21 protein-coding genes are annotated in these 19,438 nt (G+C 50.2%); 10 read left to right on the forward strand and 11 right to left on the reverse strand.

The window, feature by feature from the left end:
- Positions 1-90: 90 nt before the first annotated feature.
- Both C2M24_RS16020 and dnaQ read right to left on the reverse strand, forming a co-directional pair.
- Entirely contained in the window at positions 91-228 is a 138-nt protein-coding gene (locus C2M24_RS16020) for a hypothetical protein (protein ID WP_158677884.1), read from the reverse strand.
- A 148-nt stretch (positions 229-376) separates the two neighbouring features.
- Positions 377-1,090, reverse strand: a complete 714-nt coding sequence (gene dnaQ, locus C2M24_RS13795; protein ID WP_105215592.1) for a DNA polymerase III subunit epsilon — start codon at positions 1,088-1,090, stop codon at positions 377-379.
- Positions 1,091-1,156: 66 nt separating this feature from the next.
- On the opposite strand from dnaQ, the gene rnhA reads away from it, so the two are divergent.
- Together rnhA and C2M24_RS13805 are read left to right on the forward strand one after the other, a co-directional pair.
- Positions 1,157-1,621 carry a ribonuclease HI gene (gene rnhA / locus C2M24_RS13800; RefSeq protein ID WP_105200561.1) on the forward strand — a complete coding sequence of 155 codons (465 nt, stop codon included), beginning with the start codon at positions 1,157-1,159 and terminating at the stop codon, positions 1,619-1,621.
- A gap of 100 nt (positions 1,622-1,721) precedes the next feature.
- Positions 1,722-2,519 (forward strand): MBL fold metallo-hydrolase, encoded by a 798-nt coding sequence (locus tag C2M24_RS13805; protein WP_105215594.1) that lies wholly within the window; start codon positions 1,722-1,724, stop codon positions 2,517-2,519.
- Here C2M24_RS13805 and C2M24_RS13810 read toward each other — a convergent pair.
- The gene (locus C2M24_RS13810) at positions 2,496-3,269 is read right to left on the reverse strand and encodes a class I SAM-dependent methyltransferase (RefSeq protein ID WP_105215605.1); all 774 of its coding nucleotides are present in this window, start codon (positions 3,267-3,269) and stop codon (positions 2,496-2,498) included. The genes C2M24_RS13805 and C2M24_RS13810 overlap by 24 nt on opposite strands.
- A gap of 52 nt (positions 3,270-3,321) precedes the next feature.
- On the opposite strand from C2M24_RS13810, the gene gloB reads away from it, so the two are divergent.
- Both gloB and C2M24_RS13820 read left to right on the forward strand, forming a co-directional pair.
- Positions 3,322-4,086: a hydroxyacylglutathione hydrolase gene (gene gloB / locus C2M24_RS13815; protein ID WP_105215607.1), complete on the forward strand. Its 765-nt coding sequence runs from the start codon at positions 3,322-3,324 to the stop codon at positions 4,084-4,086.
- Positions 4,087-4,178: 92 nt separating this feature from the next.
- Positions 4,179-5,741: a LysM peptidoglycan-binding domain-containing protein gene (locus C2M24_RS13820; RefSeq protein ID WP_105215609.1), complete on the forward strand. Its 1,563-nt coding sequence runs from the start codon at positions 4,179-4,181 to the stop codon at positions 5,739-5,741.
- A gap of 65 nt (positions 5,742-5,806) precedes the next feature.
- Here C2M24_RS13820 and C2M24_RS13825 read toward each other — a convergent pair whose 3' ends face one another.
- The 3 genes from C2M24_RS13825 to C2M24_RS13835 are packed head-to-tail and all read right to left on the reverse strand — an operon-like array spanning position 5,807 to position 7,429.
- A complete protein-coding gene (locus tag C2M24_RS13825) occupies positions 5,807-6,250 on the reverse strand; it encodes a flavodoxin (RefSeq protein ID WP_105200566.1) in 444 nt (147 codons plus the stop codon).
- 41 nt (positions 6,251-6,291) lie between these two features.
- Positions 6,292-7,110 (reverse strand): tRNA pseudouridine(65) synthase TruC, encoded by an 819-nt coding sequence (truC, locus tag C2M24_RS13830; protein WP_105215611.1) that lies wholly within the window; start codon positions 7,108-7,110, stop codon positions 6,292-6,294.
- Positions 7,103-7,429, reverse strand: coding sequence for a YqcC family protein (locus C2M24_RS13835; RefSeq protein ID WP_105215613.1), 327 nt, complete (start codon positions 7,427-7,429; stop codon positions 7,103-7,105). The genes truC and C2M24_RS13835 overlap by 8 nt, the downstream gene beginning before the upstream one ends.
- Positions 7,430-7,532: 103 nt before the next feature.
- Here C2M24_RS13835 and C2M24_RS13840 point away from each other — a divergent pair, with 103 nt between their 5' ends.
- On the forward strand, positions 7,533-8,564 hold the full coding sequence (locus tag C2M24_RS13840) for a DUF3549 family protein (RefSeq protein ID WP_105215615.1): 1,032 nt from the start codon (positions 7,533-7,535) through the stop codon (positions 8,562-8,564).
- A 14-nt stretch (positions 8,565-8,578) separates the two neighbouring features.
- Entirely contained in the window at positions 8,579-8,863 is a 285-nt protein-coding gene (locus C2M24_RS13845) for a DUF3301 domain-containing protein (RefSeq protein WP_442792519.1), read from the forward strand.
- A 539-nt stretch (positions 8,864-9,402) separates the two neighbouring features.
- Here the strand turns inward: C2M24_RS13845 and C2M24_RS13850 are convergent.
- On the reverse strand, positions 9,403-10,044 hold the full coding sequence (locus C2M24_RS13850) for a GNAT family N-acetyltransferase (RefSeq protein WP_105200571.1): 642 nt from the start codon (positions 10,042-10,044) through the stop codon (positions 9,403-9,405).
- A 68-nt stretch (positions 10,045-10,112) separates the two neighbouring features.
- Between C2M24_RS13850 and C2M24_RS13855 the strand changes: the two genes are divergently transcribed.
- The 3 genes from C2M24_RS13855 to C2M24_RS13865 all read left to right on the forward strand — a co-directional run bounded on the left by C2M24_RS13855 (position 10,113) and on the right by C2M24_RS13865 (position 11,532).
- The gene (locus C2M24_RS13855; protein WP_105200572.1) at positions 10,113-10,343 is read left to right on the forward strand and encodes a DUF2789 domain-containing protein; all 231 of its coding nucleotides are present in this window, start codon (positions 10,113-10,115) and stop codon (positions 10,341-10,343) included.
- Between the two features lie 146 nt (positions 10,344-10,489).
- The gene (locus C2M24_RS13860) at positions 10,490-10,756 is read left to right on the forward strand and encodes a hypothetical protein (protein ID WP_105200573.1); all 267 of its coding nucleotides are present in this window, start codon (positions 10,490-10,492) and stop codon (positions 10,754-10,756) included.
- Between the two features lie 2 nt (positions 10,757-10,758).
- Positions 10,759-11,532, forward strand: a complete 774-nt coding sequence (locus C2M24_RS13865) for a Zn-ribbon-containing protein (RefSeq protein WP_105200574.1) — start codon at positions 10,759-10,761, stop codon at positions 11,530-11,532.
- 2 nt (positions 11,533-11,534) lie between these two features.
- On the opposite strand, the gene syd is transcribed toward C2M24_RS13865, so the two are convergent.
- Entirely contained in the window at positions 11,535-12,077 is a 543-nt protein-coding gene (gene syd, locus C2M24_RS13870) for a SecY-interacting protein (protein WP_105215617.1), read from the reverse strand.
- A 56-nt stretch (positions 12,078-12,133) separates the two neighbouring features.
- Here syd and queF point away from each other — a divergent pair, with 56 nt between their 5' ends.
- A complete protein-coding gene (gene queF / locus C2M24_RS13875; RefSeq protein WP_105215626.1) occupies positions 12,134-12,982 on the forward strand; it encodes an NADPH-dependent 7-cyano-7-deazaguanine reductase QueF in 849 nt (282 codons plus the stop codon).
- On the opposite strand, the gene C2M24_RS13880 is transcribed toward queF, so the two are convergent.
- The 3 genes from C2M24_RS13880 to C2M24_RS13890 are packed head-to-tail and all read right to left on the reverse strand — an operon-like array spanning position 12,969 to position 19,395.
- Complete coding sequence (locus C2M24_RS13880; protein ID WP_105215628.1) at positions 12,969-13,862, reverse strand: peptidylprolyl isomerase; 894 nt, start codon at positions 13,860-13,862, stop codon at positions 12,969-12,971. The two genes, queF and C2M24_RS13880, sit on opposite strands and share 14 nt — an antisense overlap.
- A gap of 17 nt (positions 13,863-13,879) precedes the next feature.
- Positions 13,880-17,641: an autotransporter assembly complex protein TamB gene (tamB, locus tag C2M24_RS13885; protein ID WP_105215630.1), complete on the reverse strand. Its 3,762-nt coding sequence runs from the start codon at positions 17,639-17,641 to the stop codon at positions 13,880-13,882.
- A complete protein-coding gene (locus tag C2M24_RS13890) occupies positions 17,638-19,395 on the reverse strand; it encodes an autotransporter assembly complex protein TamA (protein ID WP_233999557.1) in 1,758 nt (585 codons plus the stop codon). Before C2M24_RS13890 ends, tamB begins: the two co-directional genes overlap by 4 nt.
- Positions 19,396-19,438 lie beyond the last annotated feature (43 nt).

Genomic DNA, 19,438 nt, shown 5'->3' on the forward strand with positions numbered 1-19,438 from the left:
AACTGTTCAGGACTCTGCCCTGACAGCGGCGTGAATGATACGAATCACCCCTTGGTGAGTCAACAGTTTTTTTGAAATTTTAAGGCTTTTTTAGTCATCTGGCATCGAAAGGTTTAAAATTTCACCTGATTTATCACTTTTTGAGCCATTTTTACCTAAGTTTGCTTGTAAAGCACTGATATAGCCTTGTTGTTTTTTCCACCAAAACAGCAAATTAGCACCTGACATTAGTGGCTTTTTCAGAGCGAAAATACGACGAAACAGGTACCAATCAGCAAATAATCAACTTGCCCGGCACCCGCTAGGGCAACTCATTGCCTGCGGATAACAAAGACGGCACGTTATCCTGCACATCCTTGTTGTAAAAGCCTGGTATTTATTCAACACGCCATAAACAGCTGCCACCCTCTTTGGCGACCAAGTCCAAACGCTCTTCATGCTCAGCCAGCTCAGCTTCGCTGGCGCGTATCACACTAAGCGGGGCTCGATCGCTCGATAGGCGGATAATACCGCCGCTGTTGGCACTGTCTTGTTGTTCGTTATTTTGCGCTAGATTCAGTTTTTTCTGGCCCCCGGTCATGGCCAGGTAAACATCGGCCAAGATCTCGGCATCCAGTAAGGCGCCGTGCAAGGTTCGCTTTGAGTTATCTATATCATAGCGACGACATAAGGCATCCAAACTGTTCTTTTGACCCGGGTGCATATTTCGGGCCATAACCAGGGTGTCGAGAACCTCACAGACGTCCGCGGTTTTTGGCAGGCCGCGATTAAGCAGGGCAAATTCGTGATCCATAAAGCCGACGTCGAACGGCGCATTATGAATGACAAGCTCAGCACCGCGAATATAGTCAAGAAACTCATCGGCTACCTGATGATACAAGGGCTTACCCTTTAGAAATTCGGTGGTGATACCGTGTACATCTATGGCTTCGTCTTCGATACCCCGTTGCGGATTGATATAAACATGAAAGTTATTGCCGGTCAGGCGGCGATTAACCAATTCCACACAGCCTATTTCTATAATGCGATGGCCGTCTTTGGGGTTGATGCCCGTGGTTTCGGTATCTAGGACTATTTGTCTTTGCGCCATATCAGTTTACGCTCATATTTGCTATCTTTGCTGCTTCGGACATTGTACATAATAACAAGGTAAAGCGTGCAAAAAAGCGTAGAAATTTATACCGACGGCTCCTGTTTAGGTAATCCCGGACCGGGCGGCTACGGCGTGTTATTACGCTACGGAGAACATCAAAAGACGCTCAGCCAGGGCTATAAGAACACCACCAATAATCGTATGGAGCTACTTGCGGCCATTGTCGCCCTGGAATCCCTTAAACGCCCCTGTCATGTCGATATCACCACCGACAGCCAATACGTAAAACAAGGCATTGAAAGTTGGATAGACAATTGGAAGAAGCGCAACTGGCGCACCGCCAATAAACAGCCGGTAAAGAATGTCGACCTATGGCAACGTCTTGATGCAGCTCGTACTGCACACCAGGTAAGCTGGCACTGGGTAAAGGGTCACAGCGGCCATGATGAAAATGAAATCGTTGATGATTTAGCCCGTGATGCGGCCATGAGCCATAATTTATTGGTGGATGAGGGCTACCAAGGTTAGTCCCAAAGATGCCGCCGCCGTTAGCCGAGGCTAACTTTACTCAAGGGTGTGAATGTTATATAACGAATGGATATAACTTATAACTAATTTTGGAATAGCTATGTCACTCAAGGTCATTCCCTTTTTCCATGATGACAGTAACACCCTGAGTTACATTCTTTATTGCGCCCATACTAAGGTCGCGGCGGTGATAGACGCCGTCGCCGACTATAACAGCGAGTCGCATACCCTCAGCTATAGCAGCGCCGACAAGCTGCTGGCCTATATCAATAAGCATCAGTTACAGCTGCAGTGGATCATTGAAACCCATGTTCATGCCGATCACCTCAGCGCCTGCGCCTACCTGCGCCAGCACAGTCACGGGAAAATCGTGGTCAGCGAGCATATCACCGAAGTGCAACAAACCCTGAAACCCATCTATCAACTGGACTGCGCCACCGATGGCTCGCAATTCGATGTGCATGTGAAAGACGGCGATATTTTAGCTCTGGGTGACCTGAATATTGAGATTATTGCCACCCCGGGCCACACGCCCGATGGCATTAGCCTCTATTGCAATAATCAGGTGTTTATTGGCGACACCCTGTTTATGCCGGACTCCGGCAGCGCCCGTTGCGATTTTCCCAATGGCAGTGCAGCACAGCTGTATGACTCCATCACTCGCCTGCTGGCCCTACCCGGGCACACCAAGGTGTGGGTTTGTCATGATTATCAGCCCAATGACCGCGCCCTGGATTGCCACAGTACAATCTTGGAGCAACGCCAGGCAAATGTGCATTTGCAACAGCGCAAAGAGGATTTTATCGCCCAACGCCAATTGCGAGATGCCAGCCTAAACAAGCCAAGACTGATGGATATCGCCGTGCCCTTTAATCTACAGGGGGCGCTGGTCCTTTAAGGTTTTGTTGGTGCGTCCTCGGCGACTCACCTCCACTCCCTTGATGGCAGGCTTAAAGGTTGGACGAGCCTGCCACTTGGGTTTGATTGGCGTCAAAGGTGTCACTCTTTTGCGCGCCACCAGCATATAGACACTGCCCATGGGTTTTAGATAATGACGGCAAAAGCTGCGCCAGCGAGCAAAGCGGGATAACCGTGAGCCACGCGCTAAAGAGGCGTGCAAAAAACGCTCCTCGGCAACCAATTCAAACCCCAGTAAATCCAGCCAGTCTTTAACCCTTGAGGGGGTAAAGAAACGACCGCTCCAGGGTAATTTTTTTCGGCTAAAAGGCATCAAACTGGCTAAGCCACAAAAACTAAGAGGATTAAAACCAGTAATAACTATATAGCCACCGGCTATCAGGGTGCGATGGGCTTCCCTGAGTATATGGTGGGGATCTGTGTTGTATTCCAGGCACAGGCTTAAAACACAGGCATCAACACTGCCCTCGGCAAAGGGCAACTCATCCACCTCGGCAATCACCCCGGCCTTTGGCGTACGCGCCGCCACTCCAACCTGGTGCTTGATGGGACTGGCGGAAGTATCCAGTTGCACGCTGAGATCACCTATTTTCAACAGGTGATAGCCAAACATGCGCTCCAGCCAAGGCTGCATCTTGCGTTCAATATCGCTTTGCAGATACTCGCCATGAGGAAACTGCCCCCAGGCATGGGGCGGCGGATGTCTTTGCAAACTCAGTGCTGGTTTCACACAATTAGCTCGTTATACTAATGAATATGTTAACGATATAGAGCAATGGCCCATGGTGCAAGTAGAGGCAATAAAAGCCTACAAGGATAATTATATTTGGGCGCTACAAGGTAGCGATAATAAACAGGTAGTGGTCGTCGACCCAGGCCTGGCAGAGCCGGTTTTTGACTACCTTAAGGAGCAAGGCAAAACTCTGGCCGCCATCCTTATTACCCACCATCACTGGGATCACACCACAGGGGTGGACGCACTCAAACAGGCCTATCCACAAATCACAGTGTACGGGCCTAAAAACAGTCCCTTTACTGATGTCGATGTCGCACTTGGCGACGGCGATACGCTAAGCGTGCTTGGATACGACTTTAAAGTTCATACCACCCCAGGACACACGCTTGATCATATTTGTTATATCGGAGTCGGCCTGGTTTTCTGTGGTGACACCCTGTTTAGCGGCGGTTGTGGGCGTCTGTTTGAAGGCAGCGCCGAGCAGATGTGGCAATCAATGCAGGTTTTTAGGGCGTTAGATGACAACACACAAGTTTATTGCACCCATGAATATACGCAGGCCAATATGCAGTTTGCTGCTGCCAGTCAGCCCAATAATGCAGATGTCTTAGTCTACAAGCGCGAGGTCGAGGCCAAGCGTGAGCAGGATCTAAACACCTTGCCGAGCACCATAGGCCTGGAAAAACGCATCAATCCATTTTTGCGTGCCGATGAAATAGCCCTGAACGCCCTTCCTCAGCAATATCGGCCACAACAGGACGATGCGGCGGCCAAGTTTGCCGCCCTGCGCGCCTGGAAGGATAACTTCTAAGGCCATTGCGAGCTCAGCAAACTGTGCAAAATTTGTCTACGCTCATAACTTTTTGCTAGTATGCGCGCAGTTTTTGCAAAAATTAACGGTTCATGAACAAGATTACCTATTCGCTGGCATTGTTGTTGGCACTATTAACGGGCTGTACGGCAACCGAGACCACTCCGGTGGCACAATTACCGGATAATGGCGCCAGCCCGCAAGAAATAAGTGAAGCGCTCACCCTGGACCTGCTCGATGATGGGCAGCAGCTTGAGGCCGACAGCGAAGAGCCGGTACCCGTTTTTGATGATGTATGGGAGCGCATTCGCTTCCAGCTCTCTATCGACATACCACAAAATCGCCCTGTGGTGACCGAGCGTAATTATTATGCCCGTCATCAAGCCTATCTGGATCGCATCTCACAACGCGCCGAACCGTATCTTTACTACATAGTTGAAGAAGTGGAAAAGCGGCAGATGCCCATCGAAATCGCCCTGCTGCCCATAGTTGAAAGTGCCTTTGACCCCTATGGCTACTCCCATCGCAGCGCCAGTGGTATCTGGCAATTTATGCCGCAAACAGGCAAGCGTTTCGGCTTAAAGCAAAACTGGTGGTACGACGGTCGTCGCGATATTCCCGAGTCGACGCGCGCGGCTCTAGATTACCTGTCATATTTGCACAAAACCCTTGAGGGCGATTGGCTTAACGCCATCGCCGCCTATAACTCGGGCGAAGGCCGGGTGATGCGCGCCATTAAAAAGAACCGTCGCAAACACTTACCTACCGACTTCTGGTCCTTAGAGCTACCTAAAGAAACCACCGCCTATGTGCCTAAGCTGTTGGCCCTTGCCGACTTGCTAAAGCGTCAGGATGAGTTTGGTGTACGTTGGAATAAAATCGTTAACGCCCAGGTCGTTGACCGCGTCGATGCCGGTACGCAAATCGATCTTGAGATGGCCGCAAAAATGGCGGGCATTTCCTTGTCGGAGCTATACCGCCTGAATCCAGCTTTTAACCGCTGGGCCAGCGACCCTGAAGGGCCACATCATTTATTGCTGCCGCTCGACAGCATAGAGCGCTTCGAGAAACGTCTGGCGACGGCACAACTCAAAGACCGCATGCGCTGGCAACAGTATGCTGTGCGCTCCGGCGACAGCCTGTCCTTGATTGCCCGCAAGCACAACACCAATGTTAAAGCCATTCAAAGCCTTAACTCCTTATCGTCCACCAATATCCGCGTCGGCCAGACCCTGATGATCCCCTTATCGGACCAGGGTGCCGCCCATCTACCCGAGCGTGTACGTTTGGCTGTTAATGGCGGTTCAAGTGTGACCCGAAGCCATACGGTGAAATCCGGCGATACCCTGTGGGATCTCAGTCGCGAATATGATGTGACAGTAGCCCAGCTTAAAGCCTGGAATAACCTTAAAGACAATGCGGTGCTGCGCCTGGGGCAAAAGTTAAAAATTCGCCAGGCGGCCAACTCGGGGGCCGTTAAAAGTGTTAACCGCACCATCACCTACAAGGTACGCCGCGGTGATTCCCTCTCGCGTATCGCCTCGCAGTTTGGTCTGCGCGTCAGCGACATTCAAAAGTGGAATAAACTGGACAGCAAAAAATACCTGCAGCCTGGGCAAAAACTCAAACTGATTGTCGATGTAAAACGCGGGTAATTTATGAACGAAAAAAGCGCTCCTTGAGCGCTTTTTTTTAATTTAAAGAGTAGTTTATTACCTGCTTAAGATTGCGCTACCAAGCGCTCCACCCAAGGCAGAGCGACAGGCTCGGGCTCAAAATCAACCATGGCATCAATATCCAAGCGTGGTTGGATAATCTTGCCTTGTAGCTCAATAAGCAGCTCTTCAAACTGGCGTCCACCGCCGCAAAAAGTCTCGCCATAACTGCTATCGCCAAGGGCAATCACTGCACAAGGTTTAGCACCCAGTAGCGGAAACTGATCTTGCAAACCTAAATACAGTGGCAAGATGTTATCCGGCAAGTCGCCCTGCCCCGTGGTCGAAGTGACCACCAAAATCTGTTCAGCGGCAATAATATCTTCCACCTGAGGGTTATCTACTAGCTTAGCACTGCCGCCCAACTCGTTAATATGAGCACTGAGGGTTTCGGCAAGACGTTCGGCGGCGCCATACACACTGCCGTAAAAAATACTTATGGTTGCCATTTATGGTCCTTTACATAATACCAATTCACTTAAATAGCTAATCATTCTAGCGAGCTAAACATCATGCTAACAGCCTTGGTATAATAACTTTCTTCGCTTTGCGGCCAGCCCAAGCGTGCAAAAATTGCCAAAGCCTGCTCGCCAAGGGGCGCACGAATATGAATTCTTGTTTGCGTATAAGGATGCACAAAGTACAGATCCGTTGCAAACAGCATAAGGCGGGTGCAGTCGAAATGGTCAATAAAAAAGTGGTTTTGGGTGTTATCACCGTGGTTTACGTCATTAATAATGGGATGGTTAATGCCGTTAAGGTGACGACGGATCTGATGCTTGCGCCCGGTCTTCGGCCAACACTCCACCAGCGAATAACGCACACTGGGAAATTTCCCTAGGCTTACTGGCAAGCTTGCCTGATGCAGGCAATGCACCTGAGTTTGCGCCTCTTGCGGCCCTTTATTGGTGTCGGCAAACTTATCGGCAATTTTATCCAGCTTTTCTTTTAATGGCCGGTCGATAAACCTATCTTCTGGTGCAAAGCCACGTACTAAAGCCAAATAACGTTTACAGATCAGCTTGTCGCTAAACAAAGTTTGCGCATCCCGCGCCGCTTCGCTGCTAAGGGCGAACAACAAGACGCCTGAAGTAGGCCTGTCGAGACGATGCAAAGGGTAAACATGCTGACCTATTTGGTCGCGCAGCATTTGCATCGCAAACTGAGTTTCTCTTTTGTCTATGGGCGAGCGATGCACCAGCAAGCCGGACGGCTTATTGATAGCAATAAAATGCTCGTCGCGATAAAGGATCTCCAAGGGCTCGACCGGCAGCACCTCAATCTCATGCGACTGTGTTTGCTCACTCATAAGTGCCACCCGCATCATGGCTTAGATGCTGATCCAAAGCAGTAAGCACCTTATGTAGGTCCAAGTAACGTCCGGGCCACTGTAACTCGGCCATGGGTGTCAGCGCTATGCTACTTGGCAGCACGGCGCGATTTTGTACCAAGACGCGCATTTTTACGATAAAGACAAATTGCAACCACTGCTCAAAACGCAGGGTATCGACGCAAAAGGGCTGCCCAGAGTGCAGCAAATGCGCATCTATGGGTTCGGCTTGCCACAATTTATGTGCCTGTAATTGAGTTTCTAGCTGCTGTAACAGCGACGCGGTTTTATCGTACATACTAGGAATTAAAAAAATTTAGCAGCCGCCATAATAGCATTTCCCTTGGGTTGATGACGCAATATGCCTATAATTTGCGGAATTTTATTTCCAGGAGCAGCCCATGACTGCAAATATTGCCACCCTAGCCGAGCTACTCGACGCCGCAGGTACTACCTGGCGGGTGTACGACATTGGCCGTCGCGTGCAGAAACTAGATAAAGCCACCTTTGCCGATATCGAGTCAACCAAGCAGGCTTATCCTTTCCCTTTGGCACAGCATGCCCTACTCGCCATACAATTCTGGGATGCCAAGGCCTGTGCCGAACCCTATGTGTGGTTTTTAAAGTTGCCACTGGATGAGCAAAGTAAACTGGTTGCCGCCAGTCGCGATCACTTCGCCAACATGGTGCTAGAAGCCGTGGGGACTCAATTACTGGTTGATGAAAAAGAGCAAAGCAAGCTCGACAACAACCCTTATGTGTTTACCCCCAATGCCAATAAGCGCGCAGCCTTTAATGCGCATATTAAGGTAGAGCTACGCCAAAGTGCATCTCAGTATTATGAGCACACGCAGCTGTATTTCAGCGGTAAACTGGGTTGGCAGCAGTGGCAAAGCATAGCGGTGCAAGGGCTGGCGGATTTTGCCGCGCGCTTAAACCAAGGCGATAACGAGCAGCGGTTATGCAGCGCTTGGGAACATCTTCCCGCCGAGGTACGCCAGCCTTTAGCGGCACAACTGGAAAACGCTCAGGTATCGACACAGGTGGCAGAGATGCTACAGCAATCGATACAGCATGCCTTAGGTAAAAATGACAAAGCCTTGTTGATAGACAGCCTGCGTGCTATCAGCTTTGCTCCTGCTTCTGGCATCTGTTGCGCCGCCATCGATGAGGTCCTGGCATCAAACTGGGCTGAAGATGCGGATATTTGTCAGGTGATCGCCGGGCGTTTATGGACTCACCTGCAAGCGCCAGAACGCCTTGCCGCCTTTATGGAGAAAAGTGCGCAAATCAAATCTGAACAGCCTGTTTTTGCCAGCCTGTTTGCCGATCTCGTTGCAATCCCAACGCTGCGCCCCCATGTATTAGCCATGTTAAGGTGCGAGCAACGCTCTGAAGCGCTGTCGCGGGCAATTGGAGGCTTGTTCTCTTAGTGGCAACTTTATGGATGTTAATGCTGGTCGCGGCGGTGATCGGCTTATTTTGGTATCAGCGCAAGTTAGCTGAACAGGCGCGGATACATGCGCAGCATCAGTGCCAACAGCTGGGTGTTCAGCTTGTCAGTGTGGCCTGTCTAAAATGGCGTATTGGTATATTAACTAACGGTAAGTTGGGAATACGCAGCACTTATCTGTTTGAGTTTTCGAGCGATGGTGAGAGCTTGTATCAAGGAAAGCTGTATATGGACAATGAGCGCCTGCACGGCAAAGACATTCCGCCACACAAAATATAAAGCGCAAATGTAAGACATAAAACTAAGGCGTGACCTTGGTCACGCCCTAATCTAACTCTTCCCTGTGCGATATCCTCTATCGCTGACCACCATGGTCGTCCTTATACCTTCCTGGTTCGATTACCTATCTTAACCGACAGCACTCCGTGCCCTAATTCCTGCTTCGTCCTGAAGTGTCCACTTGCCATCTTGGCTATTCCTAGGCTCCAAGCCTTCCCTGTACTTCCTGTACTCCAGTCCCTGAACGGCTTTCCTAACCGTCTATTCCCTTGCTATTCCTGCAACACCTTGCTTTGTTGGCCTCTATCCCTTCCTTGGCCCGGTACATCCTGCACCCTTGTCTTCCTGACTCTTTTAATGATAGAGAAAAATGCCGCCAATACAGCCATTAGGAAGTAATCAAAACCAGTGTCATTAAAATGACATAAAAACAAATACCTTTAAAATCATGACATTGAAATTTTTTTGATGCTTTTTTAGAAAGTAAAACACAGGAATACCGCACATCAATGTGAGATATTTCCTACAAGCGAATTTCCCTATACGCCATTGCTTTTATGTTTGAAAAGCAGCTCGCCACTGACCTTACTAAATTGCAATGTCTGCAATACTTCAAAACCGTGGCTGATAAAAAAGTCGATATGAGGTTGTTGGGTGACAAACACGGCCATGCCTTTAAGATCATTATCCTCCTGCATCAGGCTATCCAGGCTATTTAACAGATAATGCCCTAAGCCATGACGTTGGCTTTGCGGCGCTACGGCAATAAAGGCCAAAAACAAATAATTACCCATGGTTTGCAAGGCATTGCGTATGGTTTGCTCTTTTTCAATAAGCTGCTGGGTAGTCAGGTAACCGGCGCTCATCATTAATTTCAAACGCCAATGCCAGTAACGCTGGGCCGGCAAGGATGCCGCCGAGGCAAACACGCAGGCGATGGCCTGTAACCTGTCGTCTTCAAATAACCCCACCAAAGGTTGTTTGGCCTGCCAAAAGGTATGCAGCTCTTCTCGAATTAAGGCGCGCAATTTCTTTTCGTAGTGTTGCTCTGACTGTTCATGGCCATGGAGCAATTCCCGCATTAATGGGTCGTTATGATAGGCTTGATAAATCAGGCTGGCGGCTACGTTTAAGTCCTCTGGAGTAAGGTATTTGACCCTGTATTCGACGGTCACTGACATAGAATTTCCTTGTTATCATTGTTGTTCTATATTTAAACATAGTTGCTATCAACAAAATTGAGAAACTCATGGATACCTCAAAGCACAGTATGAATACCCTGTTCGATCAATTGGGTCTGCCGAGCAGCGATAGCCAGATTGAACAGTTTGTTAGTAATCACAAACTAGATAACAGTCTTAAACTTGCAGATGCGCCGTTTTGGTCCAATGCCCAGCGTCATTTTATTAGTGAATCTCTTGCCGAGGATGCAGATTGGGCGGAACTCATTGATATTCTTGATGCTCAGCTTAGACACTAGGCTGTAACCGGGCGAATTTGGCGCCAGCACTGGGCTTGCGGACAGTTTGGGTTCAGCAAAATCGCACTACACTGCGCGGATATTTTTCGCCCCCAAGCGAATCTGCCTTTATAATGCGTCGATTTTCAGTAAGAGGACCTAGCACAATGAACCCTGTGGTGTTTGAAGCGATCAAAGCCCTATTGGCTCAAAACAAAACCCCTACCGTTGCCCTAACCAAATCCATGTTAAGCGAACCTGTGCCCATGCCGATGATCATCGCTGCGGTCAGCCAATACAAAAATAACCCTGAAGCCTTCAAGAACATGGTTATTGAACCTAGTACACAGATCTCGCAACAAAAATCTTCGCAACTGGATCGTATTGAGCAAAAACTTGATAAACTATTGGCTTTATTAGAAGCCAAGAAATAAAGATGTTTGTTGCCGATTTAACCTTTGACTGTTATCAAGATACTCAATTAGCCGACGCCGAGCAGGCAATCAACCAAATGGTGGTGGCGCTGCGCGCGAATGGGCAGATAATCGGTGACGAATTTCCCACGGTATTAAAAGAGGGCTACTTTCTTACCCGGGTCATGTGCCCAGAAGAAGACTCGCTGCACCCCTTGCATCACAGCCCTTTTGTTAAACACGCCATCAACAAACTTAATGAAGCCGGACTGCTGGCGCCCAAGGTTAAGGTGATCGGTCAGGATATTCATGCCAACAGTGCCGACGCCTGCGCCGAGCCGAGCTGTTATATTCTCTATACCACCTATTTGCATACCTGCAGCCCGCTGTATTGTGGCGATGATTTCTTGCCGGTGCCACTTTATAAGCTCCCCGCCATTGCCAATGGCGATTACAAGACCTTAATCAAGTGGCAAGAAGACTGGCAGGCCTGCGACCAACTGCAGATTAACGGTGCCACCCGTGCAGAATTTGCGGCGCTAGATGAAATGAGCCTGCTCGATAGCTCGCTCACCCGCCGAGGTCTGGACTTGAGCAAGCGCATTCGTTTTCTTACCAAAAAGCCGGTGTACTACTATTTGTACCGAGTTGGTGGGGAGAGCCTGCAGCACGAACAACAGCGCCGCTGTCCGGGCTGTGATGGCGAGTGGGCACTCGCCGAACCTTGGTTTGGCTTATTCGATTTCCGTTGTGATAGCTGTGAGCTGGTCTCGAATATTTCCTGGGATCACCAATAGGATCAGATCACCTCAATGGCGTCTAAAAAGGCGCCGATATTCTCAGCTAATACATGATGCGGCTCCTTGCCCACATATTCTAGGCACACGGCGCCGTCGCTTAAGCGCACCGTCAGCAAGAGATCGTCCTGCTCGGTTAAACCGATAAACACAGTATCCTGTTGCTTTAAACGGCGCTTCATCAGCACATGACCGGTAATATTTTGCTGCAAACGCACAAAGTCTTCTTCATTCCAGGGCAATAACAACTCGATACCGTGACCATCGATTTGCGCCGGCAAGTTACCGCCATAGCAGCTGCAAAACAGCTGCTCCAATTGCGCCGGGAATTCAACCTCTAACGCCTTGGCCAAATCGCTTAAGGTCGCCTTATCATCGCGCACATAAGTTTGCCACTGTACTTGTTCGCCCTGCTCGGTGCCGCTGATGGCCGCCGGACTAGGTGACTCGGGGTCGAAATAGGCCAAAGGATTAGAATTAAACTGGGCCTGGTGCTTATCGATATGGGTTTGTAGTGCCTGTTGGAGTTGTGTGCTTACACTCATGCATGCTTTCCGTAAATTCGTTATAATGACGTCATTGTAACTAGATTTATAGCATCATGACAGATTACCGTAACGCCCCCGAGCTGCAGGCCAGCATGCTGGGTAAAACCACCGAATACAAAGACTCTTACGATGCGAGTCTGCTCTACCCCATTGCCCGTAAGCTTAACCGCGATGATTTAGGCATAGATGAGCAGGCGCTGCCATTTAAAGGCGAAGACCTGTGGACCGGCTATGAGCTTTCCTGGCTCAATAGCAAGGGCAAACCACAAGTGGCGGTAGCGGAATTTGTGTTTCCCTGCCAAAGCCCAAGCATTATCGAGTCCAAATCGTTTAAGCTGTATTTGAACAGCTTTAATCAGACGCGCTTTGAGAGTATGGACAAGGTACGGAAAGTTCTTGAAGCGGATCTGAGTCAGGCAGTGCAAACTCAGGTTAAGGTAAGCTTGTACGGACCGGACGACACATCTTTGTTTGCCGCCACGCCAATGCCGGGCTTCTGTATCGATGAGCTGGATATAGAAATTGATACCTTCGACCTTGACCCGGCGCTGTTACAACTTGCACCTAATAGCGAACAGGTAGAGCAAACCCTGTATAGCCACCTACTCAAGTCGAACTGTTTGATCACCTCGCAGCCGGACTGGGCCAGTGTGGTGATACGTTATAAAGGACCGCAACTGAGTCATGAATCCCTGCTGCGCTACCTGGTATCGTTTCGCTCCCACAACGAGTTTCATGAGCAATGCGTAGAGCGTATTTTTAGCGATATTATGGCGCTGGCCAAACCGCAAGAACTAGAGGTCTATGCCCGTTACACCCGTCGCGGCGGCTTGGACATCAACCCCTATCGCTCAACGCATCAGCAACATATTCCCTTTAGTCTGCGTATTAATCGTCAATAACGCTGGGCACCGCCATGGCGCAGGTATCTATGTAGTTCGGGGTGGCCACAAACCAGTCCTCCGGGCGGTTCTTTCGAGCCGCCACCAGCGCCCCAAAGCGTGGCGAGTCGGTGCGCATCACGCGAATTTTTGGCTGTTGCGCCACTTCCAATTGACTGGCAAATTGCAAGTCTTGAATAGGATTAAAGGGCATTTTCTTGCTACCGGGACGCTGTAACTGCTGCAGGTGCTCCATGCCACTTAGGACGCGACCAAATACCGTGATGTTTTTATCCAAATAGCGCGGGGCGTGGCCAATTACCACATAAAACTCACTGGTGGCACTGTCTACACCATTGCCTCGGGCCATGCCTAGGGCGCCCATACAATGGAGCTGCCAGGTTTGCGTACCTGCTTCATTTTGACCTACGGCAAAGCCGTTGATAAAGCCACTGCGCGGCGCATAACCGTCATTGTCATTAACTTGGATATCAAGGGGCATGGGCTGCTCACTGTGCCAGACGAACTCCTGCTGCAGCGGCGCAATATCGGTTTTTTGCTCCCCGGCCCCACCTTGGGCGACAAAACCTTCAACAAAGCGATACATGCTTAGCCCTTGATAGAATCCGGCTTTGGTCAACTCGCGCAGTCTCTGCACATGCTTAGGCGCCAACAGTGGGTTCACCTCAAGATACACGGAGCCGGTTTGCAGGGTGAGGATCATCAGATTATCGCTATCCACCTGACGCCAGTCCGACTCCTGAGCGGCGGCGATAATTTGCCCCGGCGATTGCGCAGCTGGCTTAGCCGGGTTAAAGGCATATGCCTTAGGAGTTAATTGACCGCTCATTTGCGCAGCCAAAAGCCCCGCACTGAGCAAGGCTAAGGATTTTTTTATCATTATTATTTCCCTATTATTTAATCGATATCGAAGCGATAAAGAATATCCAGCGTATCATACAAGCCGCTGGTCACCTCGATATAAAGCTTTTGCAATACCTGATAGCGCACCGCCACCTCGGAGATAGACTCAAACACGCCAACACTGTATTTAACCTGGATCCCCGGAGCAATATAACCGGCGATTTCCACCTTGGTATCATCGCCGCTGCCGCTGGAGTTAAGGGTCACATCACGCAAGCCGATGGACTCACCTATGCGCGATACCAAGCCTTCACCACGATTGGTGCCTTGGGCCAGTAGCATACGCGTTAATAAAGCATCGGTATTAGTGTCGCCATCCCCTAAGGGTTGGCCGTTGAGCACATACGACAAGGCTTGAGAGCGGTCCATGGCGGGCTCGGAAAATACATGCAGCTGCGGTTGCTCTACGCTGCCAACCAACTCAATGCCGGCCACCACACCATTGGCGGTATTATCTGGGTTACGAATGGCGCGGACATTAATATGAGGCTTATCCAAGGTACCGCTAAAACCTATTTGTCCGGTGCGGATCAGCAGATCTTGGCCAAAGGCACGGTATTTCCCATCCACCAAATTCAGCTCGCCCACCGCCAGGGGATGACTTTCATTATTGGCGGTGATCATCAGGTCGCCCTTAATATAGGACTTCAAACCAAATGAATCTATATACACATCGTCTTGAATATTAACCTTTAAATCAACATCATACATAAAAGGCACGGTCTGCTCCTGCACCGGAGCATCGACAATGATTTCATCATCACTGACCTTCACCGCCCCCTGCGGCAGCTCTTTTATTTTAATGCGACCATAGGGGACGTCGACAATGCCCCCCACCTTCACCTGCTGGGAATTCACTTCAATATTAAGGTCTGGGGAAAGCGCAATCATGATGCCCTGATCGGGAATGACGACAAATCGCTGCCCCTGCACCTTAAGTGTCAGGTGCGGTTGCTCGCCTAACCATAGGCCGTCACCGCTCACATTTAAGTCTCCCCCATCTGGGTTGGCTAAGTGACCGGTCACCTGGATTTGCTCACCCGCCAATTGCACATTTAGGCGCGATTCGGCTAAAGATAAGGGCAAGGTTTCCCCCTCTAAAGACAAACCTTCTGCATTAATTTGGCCATGCACCAAAGGCTGACTGATATTGCCGGTAAAACGCAAGTCGGCACTGATATCCCCGGCCAGATTCTTAACCTCGGGAGCTAATGCAGCAAGCTTAGTAAGTTGCACACCATCCATTTGCAGTTGCCCATCGAGCTCCTGCGCCGCCATCACATCGGAAACCTTAAGGTTGGCGCTCAAGTTCCCCAAAATGGATGATTTCAGCTGTAACTTAGCCTGAGCCTGGTTAATATCGCTGTGCAAAGACAGGGCTAAGGTTTCAACGGGGAAGTTATGCAGTTGTTGCTGATAACGATAACTCGCCTGCAATTGTTCACTTTGTAGCTCAACATCTATTTGCGGCGCCGCGCCGCTGCGCCATTTAAACTGGGCATGACCTTTGGCTACTCCCGTCAACCCGGTATGAGGGCCAAGATACGGAGTTAACGCCTGCAAATATAAGTGCGTTAGCGTAGCTTTCGCCTCGCCTTGCAATGGGTCTATGTTTGCAGGCTCAAGGCATAAATCCAAAGCCTCACCGCGCAGACACAAACGCTCCGAGTGCAGCGCCTGCTTGGCCAAATCCAGATGCACCTTGGTCGGTGCAGCCAAAGCCACCTGATGCTCCTGAGACTGGAGCTCAAATTGCTCCAATTGCAGCTTTATTTGCTGATATGACGACGACAATTCACTGGTAAAAGCACTTTGCAACTGTGCCAGTGGCGAGTCCAGACGCAAGGAGGTTTGTTGCACCTTGTCGCTGCCACGGGATTGTAATTCAAGGCTATCAAGGTGTTGCCCGCCGGTTTTAATGCCCGATAGCTGGGCAGAAATATCATACTGAAGCGCGTCTTGATATTCACTTTCAACATCCAGGTTGAGGCTGTCCACACTGACGCCTGCACCTTGTACTTGGGCCAGTTGAGCCTCAAGCTTTATCTTCGGTGCCAAACGCTGGCCACGGATCTGCAATTGGGCCTGACCCTTGGCGCCATAACCTGGCATCAATGGCGTGTCGGCGGACAAGGCCAAAGCCCCTTCGAGGCGCCACTGCTCGTCTACCTCCCCCTTGAGGTTTAAGATATTGTCGCCTTGGCGCAGCTGCAACTGACGTACCACGCCATGCAGTGAACTATTGAGGTCGAGATCGGCCTGCAATTGCAGCGCCATGTCGTTTACCGTCCCGCTTAAGGTCGAGGGGGCCACCGCCAGTTGCCACTGGCCTTGAGAGTCCATTTCGAAGGAGCCAGATACCTGGCCGGAGATATCACTTTGCACCGTATCGATAAGATATTCGCTATGCAGATTTGCCAGCTCGGCGCTAAATTCAGCACTTAGGCCATCGCGCCAATTAAGCGCTGTTTTTACCTCGGCTTTACTTTCACCTGCCAGTAATTGCAATGACGCCACTTGCAGCGAGCTTAACGTCCCACTGGCGTTTAGTTGGCTGTGCAGCTCTGGGTAATCGCCCAACTGCGAGCGCAATGTCAGCTCAACTTGATAGTCGTCGATATTACCCTGTGCTTGGATATCGCTTTGCAGCAATTGCAAAGTCTGAGCGCCCGAGGCCGAACTCAATGGCAGCTGCCATTGCTGTTGCTTGGCATGCAAGGTAAAGGGCCAGTTGCTTTGTCGCAGCTCTGCTGTGGCGTTCAAGGTCAGCGGATATTGCCCCTGATTTGCCAATGTTAATTGCAGCTCGCTAAGGCTGCCACTCACATCCAACTGGCTATGCTCGCCCAAGGCTTTCACTTGCAGCGCCAATTGCAGCGCATTATCACCAGAGAAAGCAAGGTTACCGCTTAGGGCGGCGTGCAGTAATTCGGCCTGGGTTTGTGTATCAGTCGCCTCAAAAGGTAACTCATAGCTGAGGCTAACTTGGTCGATGGCCAGCTTATTTCCTAGCAAGGCCGCATTTAAGTGCACATTGCTGAGCTTATGTGTGCTTTCCCCTTGCACCAAGGTTGCATTATTTAAGGCAAAATCCTGAATACGAATATCCAGACCTAGATCAAAGGCAATCTCGGCCAGTGGCGGCAATTGCAACAAGGGCTCGCTTTTTGGCTCTGGTGCCGCAGGAGCCAACTCAAGCTGCAGCTCTTTTACCTTAAAGGGCTTAACCTTGATGCGGTTACCCTGGGCGCTCAGGCTGGCACTCAGATTCTTTACCTGGATCTCTTGCCCCGCCACGGCGATGTCCGCCTCGCCAATAGCGAAGCGTTTAACGGCAATATTAGGTAATTGCAGTTGCACCAGAGGCCCGCTCGTTTGCCTCTTATCATCATCGGCATTTACGTTTGAACTTGATACTGAGTCCTGTTGTGGAGCGGCACTGATGCTTTGTACGCTTAAACGCTTTGCGGCGATATTATCTAAACACACGCCGACACAGCCGAAAATTCGCACGTCAATCTGCACTGCCTGGGCATTCAGAGTCAGGCCTTCACTTTGGTATTGCAGGTCAAAGGGATCATTGGCAAGCAAACGCCCCTGTTTTAGCTCTATATTAAGTCCGTCGACCAGATTATTGGCTATGGCCACCAGGGTGCGATTGCCATATCCGGTAAAGAGTAACAGGGACAGCAACAAGATCAGGGTAAAAAGAGCTGCGGCGAAAACTTTTAGGCTTAAGGTAATAACGCGCTTCATAGCTCAGGCCCCACGGTAATACTTAATCTTGTGGTATTGCCGGGACTGGCTAGGGCCCAGGCGTGATCAAAACGAATGGGGCCAACGGGCGTAAGGTAACGCACGCCAAAACCCACGCCCACAGATAGCTTTTCGGAAAAGTCGTTGGTGGCCGTACCGGCATCGACAAACAAGGCGCCGCGCCAGTTGCTGGCAAACTGATAGTTATACTCCAAAGTACCAGTTACCAGGTACTTACCCCCCACCTTGGCGCCATCAACCTCGGGGGAAATAGACTCGTATTTATAGCCGCGGATGCTTTGATCGCCACCGGCGAAAAAGCGCAGCGACACAGGTACATCACGGATGCTATCGACATACATGGCGCCCAAATTGACGCGACTAAAAAACAAATGACGCTGCCAATAGGTTTCCAACCAGGCATATTGCAACTGTACCCTCACTATATCCGTGGAAGATTCAAGAGAATCAGCACCGACCTCGGTGCTTATCAGCCATTGTCGTCCCCAATAGGGAGTTGTGCCCCCTTTCGAACGCTTGCGGGCAAAACTGACACCGGGCAAGAGCATTTTCGTGGTTTTTTCTTCATCGGCAATGCGGAACTCTTCGAACTCACGACGGATAAAGACGGTGCGAATCCAATCATCCTCTATCTTCCATTGTCGCTGCACCAGACCGGTTAAGGTTTTTGAGAAGATATCCGTGTCGATATTGTCTTCCAGCTTATAACCAAGACTAAAGCGCCAAATATCATCTATGGGGTCGTCTACTGGGATAGTATAAGAGAGACTGATATCCTGCTGACGCTCGGACACATTAAGGTTACTTTCTAAATAGTGGCCATCTTCGCCTATCCAGGGGCGCGACCATTTAAAACGCACCTTAGGACCCAGGTCGGTCGAATAGCCACCGCCGACCTCGAAGCTGTCTTGTGGTTTATGCAGCACCTCAACACGAATTGGCACTTCATGGCTGCTGCGTTTGGCGATATCGGCATAGACGCGCACGCTACTGAAATAAGGGGTTTGCGACAGGGCCAGGTTAAATTCGCTGACCTTATTGGCATTGTAGGCCTGTCCGGCTTTGAACTCAGCTAAAGAATGAATATAACCGCTCGCCGGCGTGTCGGTGGCAATATTTAAGGGGCCAAAGTGATAGCGTATTCCCGTGCTCACCACCAGGCTGATATCCGCCCGATAATGGCTGCGATCTATGGCCAAACGCGCCTGCTGCCATTTAGCGTCAAAATAGCCAAGCTCCAGCAGTTGCTTGTCGATAGCGCTTTTGGCCGCATCATAGTGGCCATGATTAATGATCTCGCCGCCTTTAAGTGGCAACTGCGCAAGCACCTGAGTCAGCTCTTTATCCTGCAGCCCAGGCCCCAGCAATTGATAATCCAGGCTTTCGATGCGCGTCGCTTGCCCGGGTTTGATTTTCGCGATCACCTTAGGGTTAGCGGTATCGTCTTCTAAGTGCAGCTCCACCTCGGCATGATAATAACCTAGGGCTCGCATACTCAGTAAAACCTGCTCGGTGGCATAACGCTGCAGTTGACGTGTTGGCTGCTCGCCACTGAGCTGCTGCAAATACAGGGCAACATTTTGCTCCAGCTCACCTTCAATACCGTCAATGCTGTACCCTGATATTACCCGCCCTTGGGGGAATTTCCCGGGCTCAGCGCTCCATGCGCCAAGGACGTCGAATGAGCACAAGGCCAGCACCAATAGCAGGCTTGTTAGTAGGTTTAACCTCAACTTACTGTGTCTCCATTGCAATCACTTTACCACCGCCTGTGTC

It is taken from the genome of Pseudoalteromonas sp. T1lg22, from assembly GCF_002964645.1.
Taxonomy (GTDB): domain Bacteria; phylum Pseudomonadota; class Gammaproteobacteria; order Enterobacterales; family Alteromonadaceae; genus Pseudoalteromonas.

What these genes read in the sequence shown, in the direction of transcription:
- C2M24_RS16020 (WP_158677884.1), bottom strand. Translation starts at nt 228, where the DNA reads ATGTCAGGTGCTAATTTGCTGTTTTGGTGGAAAAAACAACAAGGCTAT.
- dnaQ (WP_105215592.1), bottom strand. Translation starts at nt 1,090, where the DNA reads ATGGCGCAAAGACAAATAGTCCTAGATACCGAAACCACGGGCATCAAC.
- C2M24_RS13805 (WP_105215594.1), top strand. Translation starts at nt 1,722, where the DNA reads ATGTCACTCAAGGTCATTCCCTTTTTCCATGATGACAGTAACACCCTG.
- gloB (WP_105215607.1), top strand. Translation starts at nt 3,322, where the DNA reads ATGGTGCAAGTAGAGGCAATAAAAGCCTACAAGGATAATTATATTTGG.
- C2M24_RS13820 (WP_105215609.1), top strand. Translation starts at nt 4,179, where the DNA reads ATGAACAAGATTACCTATTCGCTGGCATTGTTGTTGGCACTATTAACG.
- C2M24_RS13825 (WP_105200566.1), bottom strand. Translation starts at nt 6,250, where the DNA reads ATGGCAACCATAAGTATTTTTTACGGCAGTGTGTATGGCGCCGCCGAA.
- truC (WP_105215611.1), bottom strand. Translation starts at nt 7,110, where the DNA reads ATGAGTGAGCAAACACAGTCGCATGAGATTGAGGTGCTGCCGGTCGAG.
- C2M24_RS13835 (WP_105215613.1), bottom strand. Translation starts at nt 7,429, where the DNA reads ATGTACGATAAAACCGCGTCGCTGTTACAGCAGCTAGAAACTCAATTA.
- C2M24_RS13840 (WP_105215615.1), top strand. Translation starts at nt 7,533, where the DNA reads ATGACTGCAAATATTGCCACCCTAGCCGAGCTACTCGACGCCGCAGGT.
- C2M24_RS13845 (WP_442792519.1), top strand. Translation starts at nt 8,579, where the DNA reads ATGTTAATGCTGGTCGCGGCGGTGATCGGCTTATTTTGGTATCAGCGC.
- C2M24_RS13850 (WP_105200571.1), bottom strand. Translation starts at nt 10,044, where the DNA reads ATGTCAGTGACCGTCGAATACAGGGTCAAATACCTTACTCCAGAGGAC.
- C2M24_RS13855 (WP_105200572.1), top strand. Translation starts at nt 10,113, where the DNA reads ATGGATACCTCAAAGCACAGTATGAATACCCTGTTCGATCAATTGGGT.
- C2M24_RS13860 (WP_105200573.1), top strand. Translation starts at nt 10,490, where the DNA reads ATGAACCCTGTGGTGTTTGAAGCGATCAAAGCCCTATTGGCTCAAAAC.
- C2M24_RS13865 (WP_105200574.1), top strand. Translation starts at nt 10,759, where the DNA reads ATGTTTGTTGCCGATTTAACCTTTGACTGTTATCAAGATACTCAATTA.
- syd (WP_105215617.1), bottom strand. Translation starts at nt 12,077, where the DNA reads ATGAGTGTAAGCACACAACTCCAACAGGCACTACAAACCCATATCGAT.
- queF (WP_105215626.1), top strand. Translation starts at nt 12,134, where the DNA reads ATGACAGATTACCGTAACGCCCCCGAGCTGCAGGCCAGCATGCTGGGT.
- C2M24_RS13880 (WP_105215628.1), bottom strand. Translation starts at nt 13,862, where the DNA reads ATGATAAAAAAATCCTTAGCCTTGCTCAGTGCGGGGCTTTTGGCTGCG.
- tamB (WP_105215630.1), bottom strand. Translation starts at nt 17,641, where the DNA reads ATGAAGCGCGTTATTACCTTAAGCCTAAAAGTTTTCGCCGCAGCTCTT.